The organism is Aeromonas sp. ASNIH5 (genome assembly GCF_002902865.1).
Classification (GTDB): Bacteria; Pseudomonadota; Gammaproteobacteria; order Enterobacterales; family Aeromonadaceae; genus Aeromonas; species Aeromonas caviae.
In genome coordinates, this window is record NZ_CP026122.1 from 365,546 (window position 1) to 388,082 (window position 22,537).

17 protein-coding genes are annotated in these 22,537 nt (G+C 64.8%); 7 read left to right on the forward strand and 10 right to left on the reverse strand.

What is annotated here, in order from left to right:
• Positions 1–74: 74 nt before the first annotated feature.
• Positions 75–1,097 (reverse strand): isopenicillin N synthase family dioxygenase, encoded by a 1,023-nt coding sequence (locus C2U30_RS01635; RefSeq protein WP_103243024.1) that lies wholly within the window; start codon positions 1,095–1,097, stop codon positions 75–77.
• 347 nt (positions 1,098–1,444) lie between these two features.
• Complete coding sequence (locus C2U30_RS01640; RefSeq protein WP_103243025.1) at positions 1,445–2,083, reverse strand: NAD(P)-dependent oxidoreductase; 639 nt, start codon at positions 2,081–2,083, stop codon at positions 1,445–1,447.
• Positions 2,084–2,183: 100 nt separating this feature from the next.
• Here C2U30_RS01640 and C2U30_RS01645 point away from each other — a divergent pair, with 100 nt between their 5' ends.
• Complete coding sequence (locus tag C2U30_RS01645) at positions 2,184–3,083, forward strand: LysR family transcriptional regulator (RefSeq protein ID WP_069651359.1); 900 nt, start codon at positions 2,184–2,186, stop codon at positions 3,081–3,083.
• Between the two features lie 116 nt (positions 3,084–3,199).
• Positions 3,200–4,099: an AraC family transcriptional regulator gene (locus C2U30_RS01650; RefSeq protein ID WP_103244621.1), complete on the forward strand. Its 900-nt coding sequence runs from the start codon at positions 3,200–3,202 to the stop codon at positions 4,097–4,099.
• On the opposite strand, the gene C2U30_RS01655 is transcribed toward C2U30_RS01650, so the two are convergent.
• On the reverse strand, positions 4,096–5,664 hold the full coding sequence (locus C2U30_RS01655) for an EAL domain-containing protein (protein WP_158654766.1): 1,569 nt from the start codon (positions 5,662–5,664) through the stop codon (positions 4,096–4,098). The two genes, C2U30_RS01650 and C2U30_RS01655, sit on opposite strands and share 4 nt — an antisense overlap.
• Positions 5,654–7,177, reverse strand: coding sequence for a GGDEF domain-containing protein (locus C2U30_RS01660; protein WP_158654767.1), 1,524 nt, complete (start codon positions 7,175–7,177; stop codon positions 5,654–5,656). The genes C2U30_RS01655 and C2U30_RS01660 overlap by 11 nt, the downstream gene beginning before the upstream one ends.
• Before the next feature lie 426 nt (positions 7,178–7,603).
• Between C2U30_RS01660 and C2U30_RS01665 the strand changes: the two genes are divergently transcribed.
• Positions 7,604–9,748: a TonB-dependent siderophore receptor gene (locus C2U30_RS01665; protein WP_103243029.1), complete on the forward strand. Its 2,145-nt coding sequence runs from the start codon at positions 7,604–7,606 to the stop codon at positions 9,746–9,748.
• 62 nt (positions 9,749–9,810) lie between these two features.
• Positions 9,811–10,617 (forward strand): siderophore ferric iron reductase, encoded by an 807-nt coding sequence (locus tag C2U30_RS01670; RefSeq protein WP_233721039.1) that lies wholly within the window; start codon positions 9,811–9,813, stop codon positions 10,615–10,617.
• 73 nt (positions 10,618–10,690) lie between these two features.
• On the opposite strand, the gene C2U30_RS01675 is transcribed toward C2U30_RS01670, so the two are convergent.
• Entirely contained in the window at positions 10,691–11,626 is a 936-nt protein-coding gene (locus C2U30_RS01675; RefSeq protein WP_039041273.1) for a LysR substrate-binding domain-containing protein, read from the reverse strand.
• 161 nt (positions 11,627–11,787) lie between these two features.
• Here C2U30_RS01675 and metE point away from each other — a divergent pair, with 161 nt between their 5' ends.
• On the forward strand, positions 11,788–14,052 hold the full coding sequence (gene metE, locus C2U30_RS01680) for a 5-methyltetrahydropteroyltriglutamate--homocysteine S-methyltransferase (protein WP_039041274.1): 2,265 nt from the start codon (positions 11,788–11,790) through the stop codon (positions 14,050–14,052).
• Positions 14,053–14,146: 94 nt separating this feature from the next.
• Here metE and C2U30_RS01685 read toward each other — a convergent pair whose 3' ends face one another.
• A complete protein-coding gene (locus C2U30_RS01685; RefSeq protein ID WP_103243031.1) occupies positions 14,147–15,259 on the reverse strand; it encodes a glycosyltransferase family 9 protein in 1,113 nt (370 codons plus the stop codon).
• Between the two features lie 177 nt (positions 15,260–15,436).
• Between C2U30_RS01685 and C2U30_RS01690 the strand changes: the two genes are divergently transcribed.
• Positions 15,437–16,558 (forward strand): HPP family protein, encoded by a 1,122-nt coding sequence (locus tag C2U30_RS01690; RefSeq protein WP_103243032.1) that lies wholly within the window; start codon positions 15,437–15,439, stop codon positions 16,556–16,558.
• A gap of 43 nt (positions 16,559–16,601) precedes the next feature.
• Here the strand turns inward: C2U30_RS01690 and C2U30_RS01695 are convergent, their stop codons facing one another.
• Positions 16,602–18,533 (reverse strand): amidohydrolase, encoded by a 1,932-nt coding sequence (locus C2U30_RS01695; RefSeq protein ID WP_103243033.1) that lies wholly within the window; start codon positions 18,531–18,533, stop codon positions 16,602–16,604.
• Between the two features lie 183 nt (positions 18,534–18,716).
• On the opposite strand from C2U30_RS01695, the gene C2U30_RS01700 reads away from it, so the two are divergent.
• The gene (locus C2U30_RS01700; RefSeq protein ID WP_199767332.1) at positions 18,717–19,415 is read left to right on the forward strand and encodes a TetR/AcrR family transcriptional regulator; all 699 of its coding nucleotides are present in this window, start codon (positions 18,717–18,719) and stop codon (positions 19,413–19,415) included.
• A gap of 54 nt (positions 19,416–19,469) precedes the next feature.
• Here the strand turns inward: C2U30_RS01700 and C2U30_RS01705 are convergent, their stop codons facing one another.
• The 3 genes from C2U30_RS01705 to C2U30_RS01715 all read right to left on the reverse strand — a co-directional run bounded on the left by C2U30_RS01705 (position 19,470) and on the right by C2U30_RS01715 (position 22,537).
• Positions 19,470–20,723: a D-amino acid dehydrogenase gene (locus C2U30_RS01705; protein WP_103243034.1), complete on the reverse strand. Its 1,254-nt coding sequence runs from the start codon at positions 20,721–20,723 to the stop codon at positions 19,470–19,472.
• Positions 20,724–20,876: 153 nt separating this feature from the next.
• Positions 20,877–22,397 carry a cryptochrome/photolyase family protein gene (locus tag C2U30_RS01710; protein WP_103243035.1) on the reverse strand — a complete coding sequence of 507 codons (1,521 nt, stop codon included), beginning with the start codon at positions 22,395–22,397 and terminating at the stop codon, positions 20,877–20,879.
• Positions 22,397–22,537, reverse strand: coding sequence for a DUF2256 domain-containing protein (locus C2U30_RS01715; RefSeq protein WP_080768040.1), 141 nt, complete (start codon positions 22,535–22,537; stop codon positions 22,397–22,399). Before C2U30_RS01715 ends, C2U30_RS01710 begins: the two co-directional genes overlap by 1 nt.

A 22,537-nucleotide genomic window follows, 5' to 3' on the forward strand; every position in this document is an offset into this window, starting at 1 on the left:
CAGGCTGTTGCCCGACTGCTTGTGTTATCCGGGGCGCCGTCGCGCCCCTTTTCTCATGTGGTGTGGCGGTGTTGTCAGGCTAGCGCTGGCTCGCGCTGCGGCTCGCCTGCATAGTGGCGGGCCGCCACATCCGGGTGGGAGCGCAGCCTCCCCTTGAGCACGTTTTCCCCCACCTGATAAAAGAGCGGGTTGGCGGGATCGCTCTGGGGCCCTTCGGCCAGCGCCGCCAGCTCGGGGGAGAGGCTAAGCAGTGGCACAGTCGCATCCAGCCTTGCCGCCATGAAGAAGGCGCAGGAGAGGCGCGATACCCCGGGAGGCGGGCTCACCACCCGGTGCAGGGTGGCCTTGAGGTAGCCGTCGGACGCGAGCTCCAGCAGCTCGCCGATGTTGACCACCAGGGCGCCCGGCAGGGGGGGCGCGGGGATCCAGCCATCTGCCGTCTCCACCTCGAGCCCGGAGTGATCGTCCTGCATCACCAGCGTCAGGTAGCCGGGATCCTTGTGGGCACCTACCCCCTGACCACTGCTGCCTTCCGGTTGTCCGGGGTAGTGAATGAGCTTCATGTGCTGGTAGGGGGTACCGCGAATACTCTCATCAAATACTCCGGCGGGCTGCCCCAGCACCTCTGCGAAGGCGTCCAGCAGGGTGAGGGTGATGTCGCTGAGTCGATCCTGCCATGCCAGCAGCCGTGTCTTCATCTCGGGCAGGGCGGCGGGCCACTGGTTGGGGCCGATGAGGCGCTGCCAGGGTTCACGAATGTGCGCCACAGGCAGGGCCTGGGCCTCGTTCATGATATCGAACTGCTCCCGCAGATCCGGCCGTGCCCGGGTGAGCTCTGCCCCCACCTGGTTGTAGCCGCGAAAGTGGGGGGAGTGGACCATCTGCACCGCCAGTTTTTCTTCAAGTGGCAGGGCGAAGAAGCGGGCGGCGAGCGCCAGGGTCTCCTGGCGCGCCGATTCGCTCAGATCATGGCCCACCAGATAGAAAAAGCCCACTTCGCGGGCGGCCTGGCCAAGCTGCGCCAGCATCTGGCTGCGTGCAGCCGGGGTGCCCTTGAGGGCGGCGAGATCGATGATCGGCAATGATGGGGTGGTCATGGGCATCTCCTCACTTTCCGTGAACGGGGTCTGCATGCCCCGGCGTGCGGGGTGTTGCGAAACCGGGGCGCACTCTTCTTGAGTGGCGCCGTTTGGGTTGAGGGTGATGCTACTGTTCGAGGTTATAAGGTGGAAGCAACAAAATATTCTTAGTTATATACAAAATTCGAAATGGAATTCGGACTTGAGCGAATGGAACGAGCAACGGGCGGCTCAGGCGGCGATCGGCCGTACCGGGTGAGAGCGACATTGGCGTGACGGGATAGACGCGGGAGAGAAAAGGCGGAGGGAGGCATCCGCCTCCCTCCGTGTGACTGTCATGGGAAGGGTTGCTGGCGCGCCTTTCCTCAATAACCCAGGGTGAAACGCTGGCGCAGGTGAGCCGGTGCTTGCACCTCGTTCAGCACCCCGTCCGCCAGATCGCCGACCGTGATCCCGGCGGGCTGCTCGCCGCTGAACATCACCTGATCCGTGCCAAGGCGGTAACCGCCGCGCTTCTCGCCGGGTTCGAGGAACACCGGTGGGGAGACGAAACGCCAGTCGAGGGTGGTTTCCCGGCGAAGGGCGGTGAAACCATCCCGGGCCGCGAGGGCCCCTTGCTTCCACTCTGCCGGGAACTCCGGGGTGTCCACCAGCTGCACGCCCGGGGCGATTTCCAGACTGCCGGCACCGCCGACCACCAGCAGCCAGCTCCCGGCGTCGTTGGCGGCGGCCACGATGGCGCTGGCCCCCTTGAGGTACTGATCGTAGATGTCCGGGGCACTCCAGCCCGGGTTGTAGGCACTGATCACCCGATCGTGCCCCTTGAGCACCTTGGCCAGTGCCTGGCTGTCCTGGGCGTCCACCGCCACGGCGGTGACTTGCGGGTGAGCGGCGACCTTGCTCACGTCACGCACGATGGCGGTGACCTGATGACCGCGGCTGACGGCCTCCTGGAGGATGGCTGAACCGACAAAACCGCTGGCACCGATGAGGGCAATCTTCATGGGAATTCTCCTTCACTGTGGGAATGGGGCTATCCTACGCCCCCGAGTGTGATTTAATAATCCACTTAAAATTGCATTCACTTGTAAGCAGGGCTTCATAATGGATCAGCTCAGACGCTACGCCATCTTCGCCGCCGTGGTGGAGGCGGGCAGCATGACCGGCGCCGCCAAGGCCCTCGGCATGACCCCGTCCGCCGTCAGCCAGCATATCAGCCAGCTGGAGAGCCAGCTCGGCCTGCCCCTGCTGCACCGCTCCACCCGCCGCCTCAGCCTGACCGAGGCGGGGGAGGTGGTGTGGCAGGGTTGCCAGTCGTTGCAGCAGACCCTGAACGACACCGAGCTGCGCCTCTCGGAGGTGCGCGACAGCCTGCTCGGAGAAGTGCGGATCACCGCGCCGGTGGGGATGGCCGGCCAGCCCCTGGCGCGGGCGCTCTCGCCGCTGCTGCAGGCGCACCCGGGCCTGGGCATCCAGATCATTGCCGACGACGAGAAGCGGGATCTCATCAAGGATCGCATCGACGTGGCGTTGCGGGTCGGCACGCTTGAAGATTCCACCCTGGTGGCGCGCAGGCTGGGTCAGACCCGGATGCTGCTGTGTGCCTCGCCCGCCTATCTGGCACGCAAGGGCACGCCGCGCAGCCCGGCAGATCTGCTGGCCCACGACTGGCTGGCCTCGGACATGCTGGGGGGCGGGATACTGCTGTTGGACGAGAAGGGGGAGGCCCACAAGATCAAGCCCAAGCCCAGGGTGCTGTGCAACAACGTCTTGCCCCTGCGCCAGTTTACCCTGGCAGGGCAGGGGATTTCGCTGCAACCGGAAGGTGAAATAGAAGAAGATATCGCAACCGGTCGATTACTCGTGCTGCTGCCGGGCTTTTTGGCCCCTCCCATGGAGATCCATGCCATCACCCCCCAGCGGGAGATCCCGGAGAAGGTGCGGCGGGTGATCAGCGCCCTTCGCAGCCACTTTGCCGAGCATGGCCAGAGCCGTCTACCTTGAGCGAGGCGGGATGAATAGCCAGGCGGTGCGCCGGCCTTGCGGTCGGCGCGACACCCCTGTTTAATGTGGCCCTCCCGGGCCAGAGCGCCCTCTGCTGGCGTGGTCTCAAGCACATCATGACACCGACTTCTCCCCACCCACTCCGTGAGCCGGCACCCGAGGCGCGCACCCATCTCACCCGCATCGAGCGAGTGCTCGACTACATCCATGCCAATCTGGATCAGCCGCTCTCCCTGGAGGCGCTGGCCCGGCAGAGCTGCTGGTCCCGCTGGCAGTTGCAACGGGTATTCCTGCATGAGACGGGCCAGACGGTGGCTCACTATGTGCGCGAGCTGAAGCTGAGCATGGCGGCGGAGGCGCTGCTCTCCACCCGGCTGCGGGTGCTGGATGTGGCGCTGGATCACGGGTTTGGCTCGGAAGTGAGTTTCAGCCGCGCCTTCAAGCAGCAATTTGGCTGCTCGCCGCTGGCGTATCGCAAGCGGGCCGTGCGGCTGGGGCTGCGCACGCCCCTGGTGCGGGCGGCGGTCCCCCGCTCTGCCTCTCCCAACCTGGTGCAGGTGCGCATAGAGAGCCTGCCGGCGTTCACCTTGCAGGGGGTCAGGGGCACGATCCGGGGGTTGTTCGATGCCTCACCGGATTTTCAGCAGACGGTGCCCGCCATCTGGCGAGCGCTGCGCGAGACGGGGGCGCTGGACCTGTCGAGGGAGTGGCTGGGGGTGGTGGATGTGTCGGGGGCAGGGGAGCGGCTGCCTTACTGGGCCGGAGTGGCCACGACGGCGCCTACGCCCCCCGGCCTGTCGAGTCTCAACGTGCCGGCCCAGGAGTATGCCGTGCTCACCCACAAAGGACCCATTGCCCAGCTGGGGGAGAGCCTGCACTGGTTCATCCTGCACTGGCTGCCGGAGTCGGCATACAGTGGGCTGGACGGTTTCGAACTGGAGCGCTATGCCCCCGGCTTTGACGGCCAGCAGCCCGACGCCACCATGGAGTACTGGCTGCCCGTCGCCCCCCGTTAGGGAAGGAGGCTCACCCCGGCATGGCGCCGGGATGGCTCCGGGCGTGTGGCGCTGGCCAGGAGATCAGTGAACTGGGCCGGTGGCAGCGGCTTGGCGAAGTAGAAGCCCTGCAGGTAGTCGATGCCATAGTGGCGTGCCATCTCGACCTGCTCCTGGGTCTCCACCCCCTCGGCGACCAGAGCCAGCCCCATGCGATGGGCGAGATCCAGGATGTTTTCGACGATATGGCGGGAGGGGCCTTCCTCTTTCATTCCCTTGATAAAGCTGCGATCGATTTTGATGATGTCCACATGGAACATCTGCAGATAGCAGAGGCTGGAGTGGCCGGTGCCAAAGTCATCGATGGCGATGAGCACGCCCAGCTCGTCCAGGGCATCGAAGATGGCGCGGGTCTGCTCGTCCGCATCCACCATCTCCCGCTCCGTCACCTCGAGCACCAGGCGCAGATCCTGGCCCGGGAAGGCGCGAAGAAAGTCGCGGCACTCGGCGACGATGTCCCGGTTTTTGAAGTGCTGGGCGCAGACATTGACGGCGACGTGAAAGCCGGGGGGCAGCCTGTCGGCCACCCCGACCAGATAATCCCGGGTCTGGGCCATCAACTGGCGAGTCATCGGCACTATGTAGCCGCACTCCTCCGCGAGGGGAATGAAGTGGTTGGGGGCAATCATCCCTTGTGTGGGATGACGCCAGCGCATCAGCACTTCACAACCGCGCAGGCGTCCCTGCCTGTCCATCACGGGTTGCAGGTGGGGGATGAACTCCCGGGCCGCCATGGCTCTGGCAAGCTCGCTGCGAGGGGAGCCGCTGCGCCCCCTCAGATAGAAGGTGAGCAGCCCCAGCAACAGCGCCAGCACAGGGGCGGCAAGCAGGTTCTCCTGGTTGTACGCCCAGGCAAACGCCAGCACTTCCTTGTAACCGTTGAGCGCCACCAGGCGATAGGGATGAGCGGTGGGATCGCTCTGTTGCAGACGTTGTCCCCCTTCCAGCAGGCGGGCTGCGGGCAGGGTCCTGCCGTGGCCATCGAGGGCCTGGTCCCCGAGGAGGAAGAAGAGGTTGTCCTCCCCCATCACGGCCTGCAAGGCGCCGAAGATGTGGAAGCCGTCCAGCTCCACCAGCAGGGTGCGATCGCCGGATGGCTGACGGTAGAGGATGGCGGTCTGCCCGGTGATGGGGCTGTGTCTGGCGAGGATCAGCGTCTGGTTGCCCGCCGGGCCACGGGGAATATCCCGGGTGAGGATGGGCCTGTGCAGGGTGGTACAGCGCAGTTGCTGCCCCTCCAGCACATAGAGTGCCCGCGCATAGGGGGAGGCGGTGATGAGGTCGCGCAGGGCCAGTTGCTCATCCTGGCAGCGACCCATGGCGAGGGGGTGGGCGGCCTTGACCAGGGACTGACTGTCGTTGATGGCGCTCTCTATCATGGCCCGGGCATGGTTCAGGCTGCGCGCGTTGTCCTTGCGAAGGCCGCTGGCCGCCTGCAGAAGGTTGAGGGCGGTGAGGCCGACCAGCAAGAGGAGCCCGAGCACGATGGCCAGACGCAGACGCGGTGCCAGGGGATCAGTCGGCATGGTGCACCCGATTCTTGCCGGCATCCTTGGCCTGATAGAGCGCCTGATCGACCCGCGCCAGCAGTTGCTCGGCGGACTCCTGTCGCCACAGTCCCAACCCGGCAGAGAAGGTCACCACCAGGTCCGGTTCGCGCCATGGCCGCTGTGCCACCTGGGTGCGCCACTGCTCGAGCAGCGTCAGTGCTCTGGTGCTGTCATCCCCGGGAATGATGATGGCCAGCTCCTCGCCGCCGTAGCGGTAGAGGGTGGCCTCCTGGCCTGCAATCTGCCGCCCTTCCCGGGCCACCGCCCGCAGGACCTCGTCACCGACCGGGTGGCCGTGGGTGTCATTGATGGATTTGAAGTTGTCCAGATCGATCAACCCCAGGCAGAAAGGGCGGCCGGCGATCAGCTGGTCGTCGAGTGCCTTGTCAAAGCAGCGGCGATTGAACAGACCTGTCAGGGCATCCGTGTTGGACGCCTCCACGGCTTCCAGCATCTGGCGATGGCCGCTCTGGATCTCCTGGCGCAACTGATCCCCCGGTTTGCCTTGGTGGATGCGTCCGGCGCGCATCAGGGCGATGATCTCGAAAATCATCTTGCTGAGCACATGACGCAAGGACCACCAGCAGAGCAGGCAGATCAGCATGCAGCCCACCAGGGTGATCTGGAGCTGGTGGGACTCGCTGCTGCTTACCTCCTTGAACCTGGCATCGCTGACGGCATAGATGACGAACCAGTCCGGGTTGGAGAAGGAGTAGTAGTAGAGGTGGGTCTGGCGCTTTGCATCGAAGAGGTGGTCGGCGCCGTTGGTCATCTGCTCGATGAGCCGGCGGTCCACGCGATGGCGAAACAGGTTCCCCACATCCGAATGCAGCAGGATGTCGCCCGCCCGATCGACCAGGTAGAACTCCCCCTTGAGAGGGCTCATGAGCTGACGCAGGGGATAGCTCATCTGCTCGAGATCCACGTTCATGGCCAGGGTGCCGAGGAAGAATCCCTCCCTGTCGAGCAGGGGGCGGGAGACGGAGACGCTGCGGCTCTTGTCGTCGAATTGGCTGGTGTAGTGGTCGGTGTAGTGCACGAAGAGGGTTCGCACGGCGGCCGCGAGAAACCAGGGGCGCTCCCTGGCATCAACGTGCTCCCCGACCGGCAGATGGGGGATGGCGTTGAACCGCCCCTGCGGATCGGCGAGCAGGATGCTCTTCACATAGGGGGTGAGCGCCAACGTTTGCATCAGGGAGAGGCCAAGGGGCGTATGATCCTCATTGAGGAAGGCATCCAGGCCTGATTCATCGATGACACTGCCCGTTTCGTTGAGGACATGCTCCAGTGACTTGAACTGTGGCGCGATGGACTGGGTCGCCATGTTGTGCACGAACATGGCCGCCACCTTGTGGTACTTGCGCTCGGCAGAGGTCCGGATGCTGACACTGACGGCCATCAGGGCGATAAGCAGGGTCAGGATGATGACTCCGAAGGTGACGTTGAGTTGGGTATCGCAGTGCAGATTTTGGTGGGCGGTCTCATTCATAGGCGTGTGCTGATGGCTTGGTATTGTCTCAATCAGGGCTGATAAAAGGGTGGGCATGCTATCGCCTCCTTTATCAATAGCGATTGACCAGGATCAACAAGGGGAGGGAGAACGCGACCATACTTGTCTGATGAGTGTGAATATGGGGGTGAAAATGCCGCCATGTTCTGAATATGTGATGGTTACTTTCTAATTGGCTGTGCAAGTGAAGGAGGTGTCCTTCATCAGGCGGCCATGATGAGCCCTCCCTGAGAGCCTCGACGGCGTCGCCATGTTGCCTCCGATAGCAGATGGCGTGCCTGCCACCCTCGCTTTCCCCGCTTCCGCGCCAACATGCCCCAAATTGTTAATATCGGGGCAAAATAGAACAATAAAATGCAAATGATATTTGTTACTATTCACATGCAGTAAGTAATCGAGGATCAGATGCAGCTTGTTCACCCCCCTTTGACCCTGGTCGCCGTGACCATCTCCACCCTGCTTGCAGGCTCTGTACAGGCTGCCGCGCCCGAAAGCCAGGATACGGCCACCGCCGACGAGACCCTGACCGTGCTCGGCCAGACCTATCGCAACACCGCGACCAAGACCCGGCTCGACCCCATCGAGACGCCCCAGGCCATCTCGGTGGTGGATGGGGAGACCCTGTCGCTGCGCGGTGTCAGTTCGGTGAGCGAGGCGCTGCGCTACGTGCCCGGTGTCAACACCGAGCTGCGGGGCGGGGCGGTCAACCGGCTGGATCTGTTCAACATCCGTGGCTTTGACAACTACCAGAACTTCTATGACGGCCTGTTGCTCCAGTACAACGACTGGAACCTGCAACCCCAGATAGATCCGGTGGCCATCGAGCAGCTGGAGGTGTTCAAGGGGCCGACATCGGTGCTCTATGGCAGCATGCCCCCCGGCGGCATGGTCAACCTCATCGCCAAGCGCCCCCAGCGGGAGAGCAAGCACAACGTGAGCGTGGCGACTGGCACGGGCACCCTGAAGGAGATGACCCTCGACAGCACCGGTGCCATCAACGAGCAGCTCGCCTATCGGCTGGTGGGACTGGCCCGGGAGAAGGATGGCCAGGCGGTGACCTCGAAGGAGGAGCGCTACGTCTTTGCGCCGTCCCTGGACTGGCAGCTCGGCGAGCGCACCCTGCTGAACCTCAACCTTTACTACCAGAAGGATCCCGAGGCCGGCATCTACACCACTGTGCCCGCCAGCGGCTCGGCCAAGTCCAACCCCCTGGGGCAGCTTGGCAGCGACACCTTCCTTGGTGACGAGAACTGGAACGAGTACAACCGGGATGTGACCCTGCTGGGCTACAAGCTGAGCCACGACTTCAACGAGCGCTGGCAGGTGCTGCAAAATGCCCGCTATATGGATGCGTCTGCCTATCAGCGCAACACCTACAACGCGGCCCTGGCGGCGGACAACCGCACCCTGGCCCGCAACGCCTATCTCACCGATGAAGACTCTCGCGGCGTTGTCATCGACAACCAGCTGGCGGGCAAGGTGCAGACGGGCTCTGCCCAGCACAACCTGCTGCTCGGGGTCGATTACCAGTACCTGGATGCCCATATCCTCTACCGGGATACCCTCGACTACTCGGCGCCCAGCATCGACATTTTCAACCCGAACCATAGCCAGATAGTCCCAGAGGCACTCACTTTCAACTACCAGGATAAAAAGGTGATTCGTCAGTCCCAGACCGGCGTCTATCTGCAGGATCAGGTGCGCCTCGATCGGCTGGTGGCCATCGGCGGCGCCCGCTACGACCGCTACCGGATGGACACCGACAGCCGGACCCTTTATCAGGGGGCGGACAGCCAGTCCCTGGCCCACATCGATCAGGACAACCTCTCCTTCCGTGTCGGCGCTATCTATGAGCTGGATGGCGGCTTCTCCCCCTATGCGAGCTATGCCGAGAGTTTCGAGCCGGTGCCGGGGGCGGACAAGCAGGGTCAGGCGTTCAAACCGGCGACCGGTCATCAGTGGGAAGGGGGCGTCAAGTTCCTCTCCGACGACATGGGCAAGACGGCGACCCTGTCGGCGTTCCACATCACCAAGAAGAATGCCCTGGTGACGGACCCGGACAATGTCTACGGGCCCAAGCTGCAGATCGGGGAGACGGTCTCCAGGGGCATCGAGCTTGAGGGGAGAGCCGATCTCACCAGCCAGCTGGATCTGGCCCTCAACTACACCCTGATGGACATGGAGATCACGCGTGACACCACCACGCTGCAGGGCAAGACGCCGGTCTGGGTCCCCAGACAGATGGCGTCGCTGTGGAGCAACTACTACCCCGGCGGCAACCTCGAGGGGATGCGAGTGGGCGCCGGCCTGCGCTACGTGGGGGAGGCCGAGATGGATGCCGCCAACACCGACAAGGTACCGGACTACCTCCTGATGGATATGTCCGCCTCCTACGATCTCGCCGCCCTCAGCGCAAGCCTGAAGGGGATGGGGGTATCGCTTGGCGCCAGCAACCTGTTCAACAAGACCTACTACTCCTGCTACGACCAGAACAACTGCTGGTTCGGGGCCGAGCGAAGCGTGGAGGCGCGACTCAAATACGCATTCTGACCTTGCGCCCCGGCACGCGCCCGGGGCCCTTTCAACGAATGGGCGAGGAGAGGGCACGCGGTGTGCCGCGCAGCCTTAGCCGGGAGCACGGCCTTGGCCGGGAGAAAGCGGACGCGGAACGTGCCCTCGTCTCGGATCACCAGGCCCTGTTCGCGGCGGCGGCCAGCCTGATCCCGTCCCTCAAGGGGAACCTGGTGGCGGCCGGTGACGTGCGCCCGCCACTGACGGATGCCACCGGGGCGACGTCGGCCGAGGTGGCCGCAGCCCTCCATGCGCACTGGCAGCAGGCACACCCGGAGGCGGGGCCCGCCTACTGGCTCACCCGCAGCTGGGGCATGCTCTGCTGGCAATCCATCTATCTCGCCATGGTGGCCGTCTATCGCCATCAGGCCGTGCCTGCCCTCGACAGGCTGGGACAGGGGCATGAGGCCGGCGTGGTGTCGGGCTTTACCCTGCCGGCCGAGCCCATGATCAGAGGGGAGGTCGGCGTGTTGATCAAGACGGCCGGGGAGCGACTCCAGGCGCACTGGCAGGGGCTGTTCACCTTCCTTGGGACGGCGCAGCGGCTGCGCCCCGGTTTCGTGCGCCCGCTCCTGGCGGACGATCTGCTGGCGGCCCTGGTGCGGGTGCCCGATTTCTTCGGGGAGGTGAGTCGGGAGGAGGTGAGGGCCCATGCCCCCCTCTGGCTTGAATCCTGTGGCCTGCCGTCGGCACATCTGACGGGCTGGCGCGAAGCGGGCCTGCCCCGGGACGAGGCCTTCCCGGGCTATGTGCGCCAGCGCTGCTGCCTGCACTACAAGCGCCGGGATGGGGAGCTTTGTGGCAACTGCCCGCGAAGGCTGGGTGGGGCGAGGGGTGATGAATGCTGATACCCGACTCTTCGTCTGCGCGGGCAACCCGTGATGAAAGCCGCCTGATCCTGGCGGCTTTTTTGTGTCCGGCTTACTGGGCCGCCATCCGGGTGCGAATGCGCTCGAACAGGCTCTGCAGGCAGGCCTGATCTTTGTCGGCGGCGCGCACGGCGCCATACATATGGCGGCGAATGCCCTCCCCGAGAGGGCGCGCCTCAAGCAGGCCCTGGCGCACGAACTCCTCGCTGGCCCAGCGGGGCAAGGCGGCGAGCCCGAGCCCGGCGGCGGCCATCTGCAGCATGACCGAGGTGTTGTCCACCGGTTTGCAACGGGCAGGCTCCACCCCGGCCGGTTGCAGGAAACGGCTGAACACGTCCATGCGCGCCCGCTCCACCGGGTAGACCAGCAGCACCTCCGGTCGCAGATCGTCCGGTGCGATGCGCCGCTGCTGGCAGAGGGGGTGATCCGGCGCCATCACCAGGGTGAGATCGAAGGCGAACAGCGGCTCGAAATGAAGATCTCCGCGGGCCTGCACATCCGAGGTGAGCAGCAGGTCGAGCTGGCCGCCAAGCAGGGCACTGATGGCATCGAAACCCGGCACCGACTCCACCTCCAGATCCACGCCGGGCCACTGGCGGCGAAAGTCCGGCAACAGCGGCAGCAGCCACTGGATGCAGCTGTGGCAATCGAGGGCCAGATGCAGCCTGCCCGCCTCGCCGCTGTGCAGGGCGACCAGCTGGCGCTCGGTCTGGGCCAGGGCGGGCAGCACCTGACGGGCCAGGGCCAGCAGATGCTGGCCTGCCGCCGTCAGCACCAGCGGGCGGCTTTTTCGAAGAAACAGCTCCAGATTGAGGCGGGTCTCCAGCTCCTTGAGCTGGTGGGAGAGGGCGGACTGGGTGAGGTTGAGGGTGAGCGCGGCCCCGGCCAGGGACCCTTGCTCGGCCAGGGCGCTGATGGTCTTCAGGTGTTTGAGATCGATGCCCAGATTGCTGCTCTGAGGGGGGCTGGATGGGGTGGGCGCGACCATGGCACTGCTCCTTTGTGCGTCAGTTGAGAAATTCTTGAGAGCCAGTTGAAGAGGATTCAATAGCCAAGGTCACCTTATCTTGTCATTTTGGATGTGTAAACATCTGGATGGCCAAACAATCCAGATCCTCATCAGATAAACGAGCATAAGGAATGGAACCTATGACCTTCGCACACACCCTGGGCTTTCCCCGTATCGGCGCCAAGCGCGAACTGAAATTTGCCCTCGAATCCTACTGGCGTGGCGAAACCACCCAGGCCGAGCTGGTCGCCGTGGGCAAGAGCCTGCGTGAGCGCCACTGGCAGGCCCAGCGTACCGCCGGGGTCAACCTGCTGCCGGTGGGGGATTTTGCCTGGTACGATCAGGTGCTGGGTACCAGCCTGCTGGTGGACGCCGTGCCTGCCCGTCACCGCCACGGCGACACCGACCTCGACACCCTGTTCCGGGTGGCCCGTGGCCGTGCGCCGACCGGCCCGGCGGCGGCCGCTGCCGAGATGACCAAGTGGTTCAACACCAACTACCACTACCTGGTGCCGGAATTTTACCGTGACCAGCGCTTCAAGCTGGGCTGGAGCCAGCTCTTTGACGAGGTGGAAGAGGCCAAGGCCCTTGGGCTGCCGGTCAAGGCGGTGTTGCTGGGCCCTGTCTCCTACCTTTGGCTTGGCAAGGAGAAAGAGAGCGGCTTCTCCCGCCTCGAACTGCTGGATCGCCTGCTGATCGTCTACCAGGAGATCCTGGCCAAACTGGCGGCCCAGGGGGTGGAGTGGGTGCAAATCGACGAGCCGGCTCTGGCGCTGGACCTGCCGGATGAGTGGCGCCTGGCCTACCTCAAGGCATATGAGCGCCTGAGCGGCCCCTGCAAGCTGCTGCTCACCACCTACTTCGGGTCCGTGGCCCATCAGCGCGACATCATCACCAGTCTGAAGGTGGACGGCCTGCACCTGGATCTGGTGGCTGCCCCCGAGCAGCTCGAGACCCTGGTCCCGCACCTGCCGGCCCAGTGGGTACTCTCGGCGGGTGTCATCAACGGCCGCAACGTCTGGCGTGCCAACCTGGCCAAGCTGGCGCCGACCCTCAAGGCCTTGAAAGAAAAGCTTGGCGAGCGCCTCTGGGTGGCCTCCTCCTGTTCCTTGCTGCACAGCCCGGTGGATTTGACCCTGGAGCACGAGCTGGATCCCCAGACTCGCAGCTGGTTCGCCTTCGCCCTGCAAAAGTGCTATGAGCTGGGGCTGCTGTCCGACTACCTGGACGGTGGCGCCCTGGACAAAATCGAGGCTTACAGCCAGCCCATCGTGGATCGGGAGTCCGACAGCCGGGTTCACAAGAAGGCGGTGCAGTCACGACTCGCCAGCCTGACCAACAGTGACTTCGATCGCCAGAGCGCCTACCCGGTGCGTGCCGACGCGCAGCGCTCGGATCTGAAGCTGCCGCTCCTGCCCACCACCACCATCGGCTCCTTCCCGCAGACCTCTGAAATCCGGGTGCTGCGTCAGGATTGGCGTGCTGGGCGCATCGATGACCAGGCCTACGAGGCGGGCATCCAGGCCCAGATCAAGGATGCGATTGAGCGCCAGGAGGCCATCGGGCTGGACGTGCTGGTGCACGGTGAAGCGGAGCGCAACGACATGGTGGAGTATTTCGGGGAGCTGCTGGACGGCTTTGCCATCACCCGCTTTGGCTGGGTACAGAGCTATGGCTCCCGCTGCGTCAAGCCGCCGGTGATCACCCGTGACATCGACCGCCCCACCCCCATGACCCTTGAGTGGACGAAGTTTGCCCAGAGCCTGACCGACAAGCCGGTGAAGGGCATGCTGACCGGCCCCGTGACCATTCTCTGCTGGTCCTTCCCGCGCGAAGACGTGAGCCGCGAGCAGTCCGCCCTGCAGATTGGCCTCGCCATTCGCGACGAGGTGGCTGACTTGGAAGCCGCCGGCATCAAGATCATCCAGATCGACGAGCCGGCGATCCGCGAAGGGCTGCCCCTGCGCAAGCAGGATCACCAGGCCTATCTCGACTGGGCGGTGCGCGCCTTCCGCCTGAGCGCAAGCCCGGTGGTGGACAGCACCCAGATCCACACCCACATGTGTTACAGCGACTTCAACCTCATCATCGAGGCGGTGGCGGCGCTGGACGCGGATGTGATCACCATCGAGACGAGCCGCAGCCAGATGCAGTTGCTCGAAGCGTTCGAGCGCTTCAACTACCCCAACGAGATCGGCCCGGGCGTCTACGACATCCACTCGCCGAACGTACCGAGCCAGGGCTGGATTGAAGACCTCATCCGCAAGGCTGCGCAACAAATCCCGGCGGACCGGCTCTGGGTGAACCCGGACTGCGGCCTCAAGACCCGCGGTTGGGAAGAGACCACCGCTGCCCTGAAGGTGATGGTCGATGCAACCCGGGCGCTGCGCGCCGAGTTGGCCTGAGGGCTTCCATTCACCCGGACGAGCGCCCGGTGAGTGTCACCAAGACGAGAGAGGGAAGGCGACAGCCTTCCCTCTTTTTTTGCATGGCCGCTCCCTAGAGGGGGATCAGGGCGGGACGGGGGACGGGCAGGTAGCGGGTGGGGGAAACCGACATCGTCACCGGGTGAGGGGCGCTTGCGAGCGCCTCGGTCAGCCACTGTTGGTCGAGGGGGATGGCATTGCGATCCTCGATCACCAGATTGAGGTGCTGGGCGCCCAGGCACCCGTAGCGGGCTGGGTCGGTCTGGGTAAAGAGGCCAAGACAGGGCACACCGCTGGCGGCAGCCAGGTGCAGGGGACCGGTGTCGGCGCTGACGAAGAGGGAGAGGCCGCCCGTGAAGCGGGCCAGCTCCCCCATGTTGCCAAGGGAAACGTGCACGTCCCCGAGCAGGTGCTCGGGGGCGGCGGGATCCGCGAGCTGGACCAGCAGGGCATCCGGGCTGTGACGGCGCAGATCCCCAAGCAACCGCTGCCACTGGGGCTGGGAGAGCCCCTTGCCCTTGCGGGCGCCGGTGAAAAAGCCGATCAGGGGACGGCCAGGATGGGCTCGTCGCAGCGCACTCAAGGCCGGGCTTGGCCCCTGCAACAGGCTGCCAAGGGGGATGGGGTCGGCCGGATTGCCCGGTATGCCGAGCAGTTGCAGGGGCTGGTGGGCGTAGTGGCACTCACTGTCCGGAGCCTGCGGACGCTGGAAGATGAGATCCCCGTGGCCATCGTCGAAGCCGCATTTCTCACGGGCCTGTACCCAGGCGGCGATGAAGTGATCCGTACTGGAGGCGAAGGGGACGTAGACCCTGTCGTAGTGTTGGCGGCGCAGACGCGAGAGTGCCGAGAGGGCGCCCGGCAGGTGTCTGCCCTGCAACCGGATCTGATGAATGTGCCGCAGGGGCAGATCGGCCAGGAAGGGGAGCAGGGCGGTGGGGCTGCACACCAGCTCCAGCTCGGCGTGGGGATGGGCGCGATGAAGCTGGTGCAGGAAGGGCAGCAGGAAGAGGTTGTTGCCGATGCGGTTGGTGCTGCGAATGACCAGGATCCGGCGGGGTGCCTGCGAAGAGGGCGGCAATGCGCTGCGACTGGCAAGCCAGCCGAGCAGGGTTCGCTCCAGTCCCGCCGTCCAGACCCGGCGTTGGCCGTCGAAGCGGCGCAGGGCATCGTTGAGGTGAGTCATACCGTTGGGCTCCAGTGTTGGGATGGTGTAAAGGGTGCCAGCGGACTCTTAAGACAATGTTAAGAAGGGAAAAAGCGTGCGGATGATGGCCATGGCGGAGCGGGGTGCTGGTGCGGGACGGGGGAAAGTGGCTAGAATTGCGCATTTGAAATAAATGTTATCGTCCGCGGGAGCACCATGCAGTTCAGGGATTTTTTGCCGGTATCGACCAATACCAGCGTCAAAGAGAGTTGTTACGGCGCCCTTGGCGCCCTCATCGGCTTGCTCGGCACCGCCTTGCTGTGCCGTTGGGGGTTGGGGCTCGAGGTGCACTGGCTCATCGCCCCCATGGGGGCCTCCGCCGTGCTGCTGTTTGCCGCCCCGGCCAGCCCCCTGGCCCAGCCCTGGTCCATCCTTGTGGGCAACGGGGTGTCGGCCCTGATGGGGGTATTGAGTGCGAGCCTGGTGCCGGACATGGCTATCGCCTCGGCCCTGGCGGTGATGCTGGCCATCGCCGCCATGTTCCTCACCCGCAGCCTGCACCCGCCCGGCGGCGCCGTGGCCCTGACCGCCGTCATCGGCGGCGAGGGGATCCGGGCTCTCGGGGTCGGCTACGTGCTGCTGCCGGTGCTGCTCAACTCCCTGTTGCTGCTGAGTCTGGGCTTGCTCTACAACCGCGCTCTGGGGCGTCGTTATCCCCATGGCGGCAAGGCGGCGCCCAATCGCCACCAGACGGCGGATCCCCAGCCGAGTGCCCGACTCGCCACCCAGGACATCGACTTTGCCCTGCAAAAACACGGGGAACTGCTGGACATCAGCCGCCAGGATCTGCAGGAGCTGCTGCAGGAGGCCCAGCTTCACGCCCTGCGGGGGCGAGTGGGGACGGTGCGTTGCCAGGATGTGATGTCGCGGGATCTCGTCGTGACGACGCCACAGGCGCTCGCCATGGAGGCGTGGCATCTGCTCTCCCACCACCAGATCAAGGCGCTGCCGGTGGTGGATGAGGGGGAGAGGCTGGTCGGCATCATCACCCTGCACGACCTGATGATCGACCGGGCGGGTCACCAGCCGAGGGCGAAGGAGACCCTTGAGCACCTGCAGGTGGCGGATCTGATGACCCGGGAGGTGCAGACGGCGCGGCGCTACCAGCCTCTCTATGATCTGGTGGAGGCCTTCTCCGACGGGGGCCTGCACCATATGCCGGTGGTGGAAGGGGAGCAGCTGGTGGGCATCATCACCCAGTCCGACATGGTGGCGGCCCTGTTCACCCTGGCCCTGCAACCGGGTCAGGTGGAGGAGGCGCATGCCTGTGAGCAATAAGAATGAGCCATAAGAAACGGGCCCCTTGCGGGGCCCGTGTCATTCAGGGTCTGGGATAGACGGTCTCCCCCATGAAGACCGTCTGCTCGACTTGGGTATCGGCGATCAGTTCCGGGGTGCCGGCCTTGACCAGGGCGAACAGGTCCCTGTCCAGCACGATGAAGTCCGCCGACTTGCCCGCCTCGATGGAGCCGGTGATGTCGCCCTGACGCACCGCCCTGGCGCCGTTGATGGTGTAGGCGGCCAGCATTTCGGCCAGCGAAGTGCGCTGACTGGCCCTAAAGTCGTCGCCGCTGCCGGCCGCCTGCACGATGCCGGCGGCCATGTTCGCGAACGGACGCGGATCCCGGCTGTCCACCGGGGCGTCGCTGCCCGCCACCAGCACGGCGCCGGCCTGGCGCGAACGCTCGACCGGGTAGAGGGCGTCATGAAGATAGCCCATGGGATCGTAGATGGCCTCGCTCAGGGACTGCCCTGCCTTGGTTGGCTGGATGAAGGGGCTGACCAGCATGTCATAGGCAAGCTGGGGCGTGGTCCAGGCATAGGTGAAGGTGAGGTAGAGACCCAGCTCGCCGAGGCGCTGCTGATCGTCCGGGTGCACTACCTGCAGGTGGGCCAGGGTGTGGGGAATGCCGCTGTTGCCGTTGCTGGCGCGGGCCGCCTCCAGGGCATCGAGGGCCACCCGGGTACTGCGATCGCCGATGCTGTGCATGTGGATGCCAAACCCGGCCCCATCCAGCGCCGTGACGTAGCGCGCCAGATCCGCCTCCTTGTAGTTGACGATGCCGTTGCTGCCCCCATCCTCGCTGTCCGCAGTGATGCTCACCTCGCCGCTGTCGGGATCCAGGGCCAGATGGGGACTGTGGTAGTTCTCCAGCATGCCGGCATTGGGCAGGAAGGGAGGGCTGGTGAAGGGATCCCCCTCCAGCACGCCGTCGAGGAAGATCTTGACCGCATCGGCCTTGATCAGGGGATTGCCTGCGAAGGCGTCGCGCACCTGGTTCGCCTTGGCCAGGTGCCCGTCGATGTCCAGCTTGCCGCTGTAGTCATCCTGGTTGAAGCAGGTGGCGGCGGTGACGCGCATGTGCAGCAGATCCTGGTCCTGCATCTTGCGCAGCCGACCCCGGATGAAGTCGTTGGCGCAGGCATCCTGCACCCCCGTGATGCCGCGCGACGCCATCAGCGTCGAGATGGCGGGGAGTATCTTGTCATACTGGGCCGCTGCCTGTTCACCCTCCGCGCTCAGCACCCCGGTGTCGGGGACCGCAATGGCGCTGCGGGCCGCGTCCCGGACCACGCCGGTTGCGAGATCCACATAGGGGATGAAGGCCTCGAACACGCCGCCTGGAGCCAGGGTGGTGGCATTGAAGCCGACCACATTGCCCTCTTCGTCCTGTGCCTGCGCCAGCGCCTGGGAGTTGTAGCCGCCGGCATGGCCGTCGACCCCGGCCAGCATCACGGGGTTGTTCGGCGCCGCCGCATCCAGGGCCGCCAGCAGGGTGGCATGGGTGGCGGTGGGGGTGTTGCCGTCATAGGGCGACCACTGGTTGACCACCAGCCACTCCCCGGGAGCCGGGGCGTAGCGGGGCAGGCACTCGCCGATCTTGGCCGCCAGCTGATCCAGGTTGACGCTCTGGCCGTCCAGATCGCACATGTCCAGCGCCACGGTGCCGAGCAGGTGGATGTGGTTGTCGTGCAGGCCCGGCAGCACCATTTTGCCTTGCAGATCCACCACCTGGGTCGCACTGTTTTTCAAGGCCTCGGCCCCTTCGCGAGTGCCCACGTAAGTGAACTTGCCCCCTTGCACCACCATGGCCTCGGCCTGGCTGCGTTGCCCATCCTGGGTGTGGATCTTGCCGTTGAGATAGAGGGTGTTGCCGGGCGGTGGCTCACTGTTGTCTTGCTGGCAGCCGAGCAGGCCACCTAGCAGCAGGGCGATGGTGCCCAGCCTGAGATTGGGGTGTTTGCTATCCATTGCGCGCTCTCCTTGGGTTAATTGCAGTTCTTACTGCAGATATGAGCACCTATGGTTATTGCAGCTACTCTGAAAAATGCCAGCGATTACTGCACTTTTTTTGACTTGTGTTTACCTTGTCTCATCATGTAGTTATGAACACCAGTTGCCCCTTGGGGGCGGACACCGCATCGGGGGAAGAGAATGTCACAACACGTGCTGCCGGCCGAACTTTGCATGCGGCGCCAACCCAGGCAACTGCGCAGCCAGGAGGTGGCGAGCCGCATCGAGCAGGCCACCCTGGCCCTGTTGCAGGAGCAGGGGTTTGCGGCCCTCAACACCAATGCCATCGCCGCCCGCGCCGGGGTGGGCATCAAGTCGCTCTACCATCTCTACCCCAACAAGGAGGCCATTATCTGCCGGCTGGCCATGGACTGGCTGGCGGCGGTGTGCGAGGCGCAGGAGCGCATCCGCGAGCAGGCCGACAGCTGGCCCCAGACCCTGCTGCTGCTGGACGAGGCGCTGGAGGCACTGGATGAACGCTTCGTCGGGTATGGGGCGCTGTGGCAGGCGATGGATCTCATCCCCGCCCTGCACGGGGTCGAGCAGGAGCACGAGGGACGCCAGATTGCGTTCTGGTCCGAGCGGCTGCGCCACTTTGGCTGCCGCTGGCCCGAGCCCGAGCTCACCACCCTGGTGCGCTACTTCTACCGGACCGCGGACGTGGCCAAGCAGTGTACCAAGGGGCAGGGGGAGGCGGGCAGCGCGCTGTGGCAACTCCATAGACGCTGGAGCGAGCAGCTGATGATGGCGGCCATTGAGGAGCCTGACCCCGCCCGGGTCTGGCAGTCGATGCCGGGGCTGGCACCGGCTGGCCCAGTTCCGGCGAAGAGGGACGAATAAAGAGAGGGAGTGCCGGGCACTCCCTCTCTTGCATCTGGCATTGCGCCCAGCGGGCTAGCCGTAGCGGGCCAGGGTGAGCCCCTCGTCGCTGATATCCGGGGTATTGCCCGAGATGAGATCGCTGAGCAACTGGCCCGATCCGGCCGCCATGGTCCAGCCCAGGGTACCGTGGCCGGTATTGAGCCAGAGCCCGGGAATGGGGCTTGGGCCCACCAGGGGCGTGCCGTCCGGCGTCATGGGGCGCAGCCCGGTCCAGAAGGTGGCCTGCTCCAGATTTCCCCCCTGGGGGAAGAGATCCCGCACCACCATGGCCAGGGTATCGTGGCGTCTGGGGTTGAGCGCCAGGTTGAAGCCCGAGAGTTCGGCCATGCCGCCCACCCGGATCCGTTCGTCGAAGCGGGTGATGGCGACCTTGTAGGTCTCGTCCAGCACAGTGCTGCGCGGGGCACCCTCGGCATTCGTCATCGGCAGGGTGAGGGAGTAGCCCTTGACCGGGTAGACGGGGAGCTCAATACCGAGGGGGCGCAGGAAGCCGGTGCCATAACTGCCGAGGGCACAGACGATGGCGTCGGCCTGGAAGCGCTGCTCGCCGGCACGGACCGCCACGGCGCGTCCCTTCGCGATCTCGACCTCGTCGATGGCGCAGTTGAAGACGAAGCTCACCCCGAGCTTGCGGGCCTCGTCCGCCAGGGCCTGGGTGAAGCGGAAACAGTCACCGGTTTCATCTCCCGGCAGGCGCAGACCCCCCACCACCTTGCCACGCACCCTTGCCAGGGCGGGCTCGACCTCCTCGCAGCCGTCGGCATTCAGAGACTGATAGGGGACGCCGTACTCCTCGAGCACGGCGATATCGCGCTGGCTGGCATCGAGCTGGGCCTGACTGCGAAACAGTTGCAGGGTGCCGAGCTGGCGCCCTTCGTAGTCGAGCGCCAGCTCGCCCCGCAACTGCTTCATGCAGTCGCGGCTGTATTCGGCCAGCCGTACCATGCGCCCCTTGTTGACCGCATAGGCCGCCGGCGTGCAGTTGGCGAACATCTTCAGCATCCAGCGCAGCTGGAAGGGGTCCGAGGTGGGCCGCACCGTGAAGGGGGCGTGCTTTTGCAGCAGCCATTTGGCGGCCTTGAGGGGAATGCCGGGGGCAGCCCAGGGGGAAGCATAACCCGGGGAGATCTGACCCGCGTTGGCATGGCTGGTTTCAAGGGCCACCCCGTCACGCCGCTCCAGCAGGGTCACTTTGTGACCGGCCTTGGCCAGATACCAGGCGCTGGTCACACCGACCACGCCACCACCGAGTACCACTATGTCCATCTTGTCTCTCCTTGACTGGGGCCTCCACCTTAATCAGCCGCCACAGGATATTCAACTGGTGTCGATGTCATTGGTGGTTATCGCTATTCACATTTTGTTAACTGGCTCTCAATGTTGTCATTTGCTCACTTTCTGGCATGAAATCCGGTCGATTCAGAGCCGCTCCAGGTGGAGCAGATGATGCTCTGCCGTCGTCAGGATGGCTCGCTGCTGTTCTGTGGTTTGGCCATCCCAGTTGGCATAGGGCAGGGCGAGGCGAGGGTTGTTGCCAAGTTTGTCCCGGTTGCGCCAGAGAAAGTGCCAATAGAGGCTGTTGAAGGGGCAGCTGTCCGGCCCGCTGCGGGCCTTCACCTGATAGTGACACCCCTTGCAGTAGTGGCCCATCCGCTCGAGATAGGCGCCGCTGCTGGCGTAGGGCTTGCTGCCCATCAGGCCGCCATCGGCAAACTGGCTCATGCCGCGGGTGTTGGGCAGTTCCACCCACTCGATGGCATCCACATAGATACCCAGATACCAGGCATCCACCTTGTCAGGGTGGATCCCCGCCAGCAGGGCGAAGTTGCCGGTCACCATCAGCCGCTGGATATGGTGGGCATAGGCGTGCTCCAGAGACTGTCGAATGGCGTGACGCACGCAGGCCATGCTGGTTTCTCCATTCCAGAAAAAACCGGGCAGTGGTCGCTCGGCCCCGAGAAAGTTGGTGCGCCGATACTCGGGCATCTTTTCCCAGTAGAGGGCGCGGACAAACTCGCGCCAGCCGAGGATCTGGCGGATGAACCCCTCCACCTGCGCCAGGGAAATGGTGGCCTGATTGGCCTGCCAGTGAGCTTGCGCAGCGCGGATCACCTCGAGGGGATGGAGCATCTTGCTGTTCATGGAAAACGACAAGCGGCTGTGGAACAGGCTCCAGCCCCGTTCGCTCAGGGCGTCCTGATAGCGACCGAAGTGGGGCAGGCAGTGTGCAAGGAAGTGTTCAAGCAGTGCGCGGCTCTGGCGCCGGGTGACGGGCCAGGGCAGGGCGTCGGCATCGGCACTGCCAAGGGTGGCGACGCCGTGGTGGGTCAGCATGGCATCGATGTCGCTCACCTCGTTGGCAAAGGTGAGGGGCGCCGGGATGGGTTGGCTCGCCGGCAATTTGGCGCGATTCTCGGCATCGAAGTTCCAGCGCCCCCCAAGGGGCTGGCCGCGCTCATCGAGCAACACCCGGTACTGCTTTCGCAGGGCGCGGTAGAAGAACTCCATCCGGCTGTGAGGGTAGCGTCGCCAGCCATCGCGGGGGGTGAGAAAATGTTCGCTGTCCACCTCAGCGGTCGGGATGGCAAGGCCTGAGGCCCACTGGGTCAGCTGGCTTGCAAGGCGCCACTCGTCCGGGCTCTGCCAGGCGAAGCGCTCTGCCTGATGCGTTTCGAGCTGGGCTGCCAGCAAGCTCGGCAAATCGGGCCAGGGGGCGCTCTCATCGAGAGTCAGGTAGCAGACCCGGTGGCCCGCCTTGGTGAGAGCGGCGGCGAAGGCGCGCATGGCGGCAAAGAAGGCGAGCACCTTCTGGCGATGGTGGCGGCAGTAGTCCGTCTCCTGGCGCAGCTCCGCCATCAGGTAGCAGACCGCGGGATCCGGCGTGCGAAACCAGCTGTGACCTGCGTTCAGTTGATCCCCGAGAATGAGGCGCAGCTCCATCAGGGGTGCTCCTTCCGACGACGGCAGCGTTCGCTGCAATAGCGCACTTCCTGCCAGCAGCGGGCCCACTTGCGCCGCCAGGCAAAAGGACGCAGGCAGACGGGACAGATCTTCTCGGGTAGATGGGGTTTGAGGTGCAT

Bases quoted from the DNA above. Each gene is read 5' to 3' on its own strand.
- C2U30_RS01650 (WP_103244621.1), top strand. From the start codon at position 3,200: ATGACACCGACTTCTCCCCACCCACTCCGTGAGCCGGCACCCGAGGCG.
- C2U30_RS01695 (WP_103243033.1), bottom strand. From the start codon at position 18,533: ATGGATAGCAAACACCCCAATCTCAGGCTGGGCACCATCGCCCTGCTG.
- metE (WP_039041274.1), top strand. From the start codon at position 11,788: ATGACCTTCGCACACACCCTGGGCTTTCCCCGTATCGGCGCCAAGCGC.
- C2U30_RS01635 (WP_103243024.1), bottom strand. From the start codon at position 1,097: ATGACCACCCCATCATTGCCGATCATCGATCTCGCCGCCCTCAAGGGC.
- C2U30_RS01715 (WP_080768040.1), bottom strand. From the start codon at position 22,537: ATGCACCTCAAACCCCATCTACCCGAGAAGATCTGTCCCGTCTGCCTG.
- C2U30_RS01710 (WP_103243035.1), bottom strand. From the start codon at position 22,397: ATGGAGCTGCGCCTCATTCTCGGGGATCAACTGAACGCAGGTCACAGC.
- C2U30_RS01685 (WP_103243031.1), bottom strand. From the start codon at position 15,259: ATGACTCACCTCAACGATGCCCTGCGCCGCTTCGACGGCCAACGCCGG.
- C2U30_RS01705 (WP_103243034.1), bottom strand. From the start codon at position 20,723: ATGGACATAGTGGTACTCGGTGGTGGCGTGGTCGGTGTGACCAGCGCC.
- C2U30_RS01645 (WP_069651359.1), top strand. From the start codon at position 2,184: ATGGATCAGCTCAGACGCTACGCCATCTTCGCCGCCGTGGTGGAGGCG.
- C2U30_RS01660 (WP_158654767.1), bottom strand. From the start codon at position 7,177: ATGAATGAGACCGCCCACCAAAATCTGCACTGCGATACCCAACTCAAC.
- C2U30_RS01690 (WP_103243032.1), top strand. From the start codon at position 15,437: ATGCAGTTCAGGGATTTTTTGCCGGTATCGACCAATACCAGCGTCAAA.
- C2U30_RS01655 (WP_158654766.1), bottom strand. From the start codon at position 5,664: ATGCCGACTGATCCCCTGGCACCGCGTCTGCGTCTGGCCATCGTGCTC.
- C2U30_RS01675 (WP_039041273.1), bottom strand. From the start codon at position 11,626: ATGGTCGCGCCCACCCCATCCAGCCCCCCTCAGAGCAGCAATCTGGGC.
- C2U30_RS01665 (WP_103243029.1), top strand. From the start codon at position 7,604: ATGCAGCTTGTTCACCCCCCTTTGACCCTGGTCGCCGTGACCATCTCC.
- C2U30_RS01700 (WP_199767332.1), top strand. From the start codon at position 18,717: ATGTCACAACACGTGCTGCCGGCCGAACTTTGCATGCGGCGCCAACCC.
- C2U30_RS01640 (WP_103243025.1), bottom strand. From the start codon at position 2,083: ATGAAGATTGCCCTCATCGGTGCCAGCGGTTTTGTCGGTTCAGCCATC.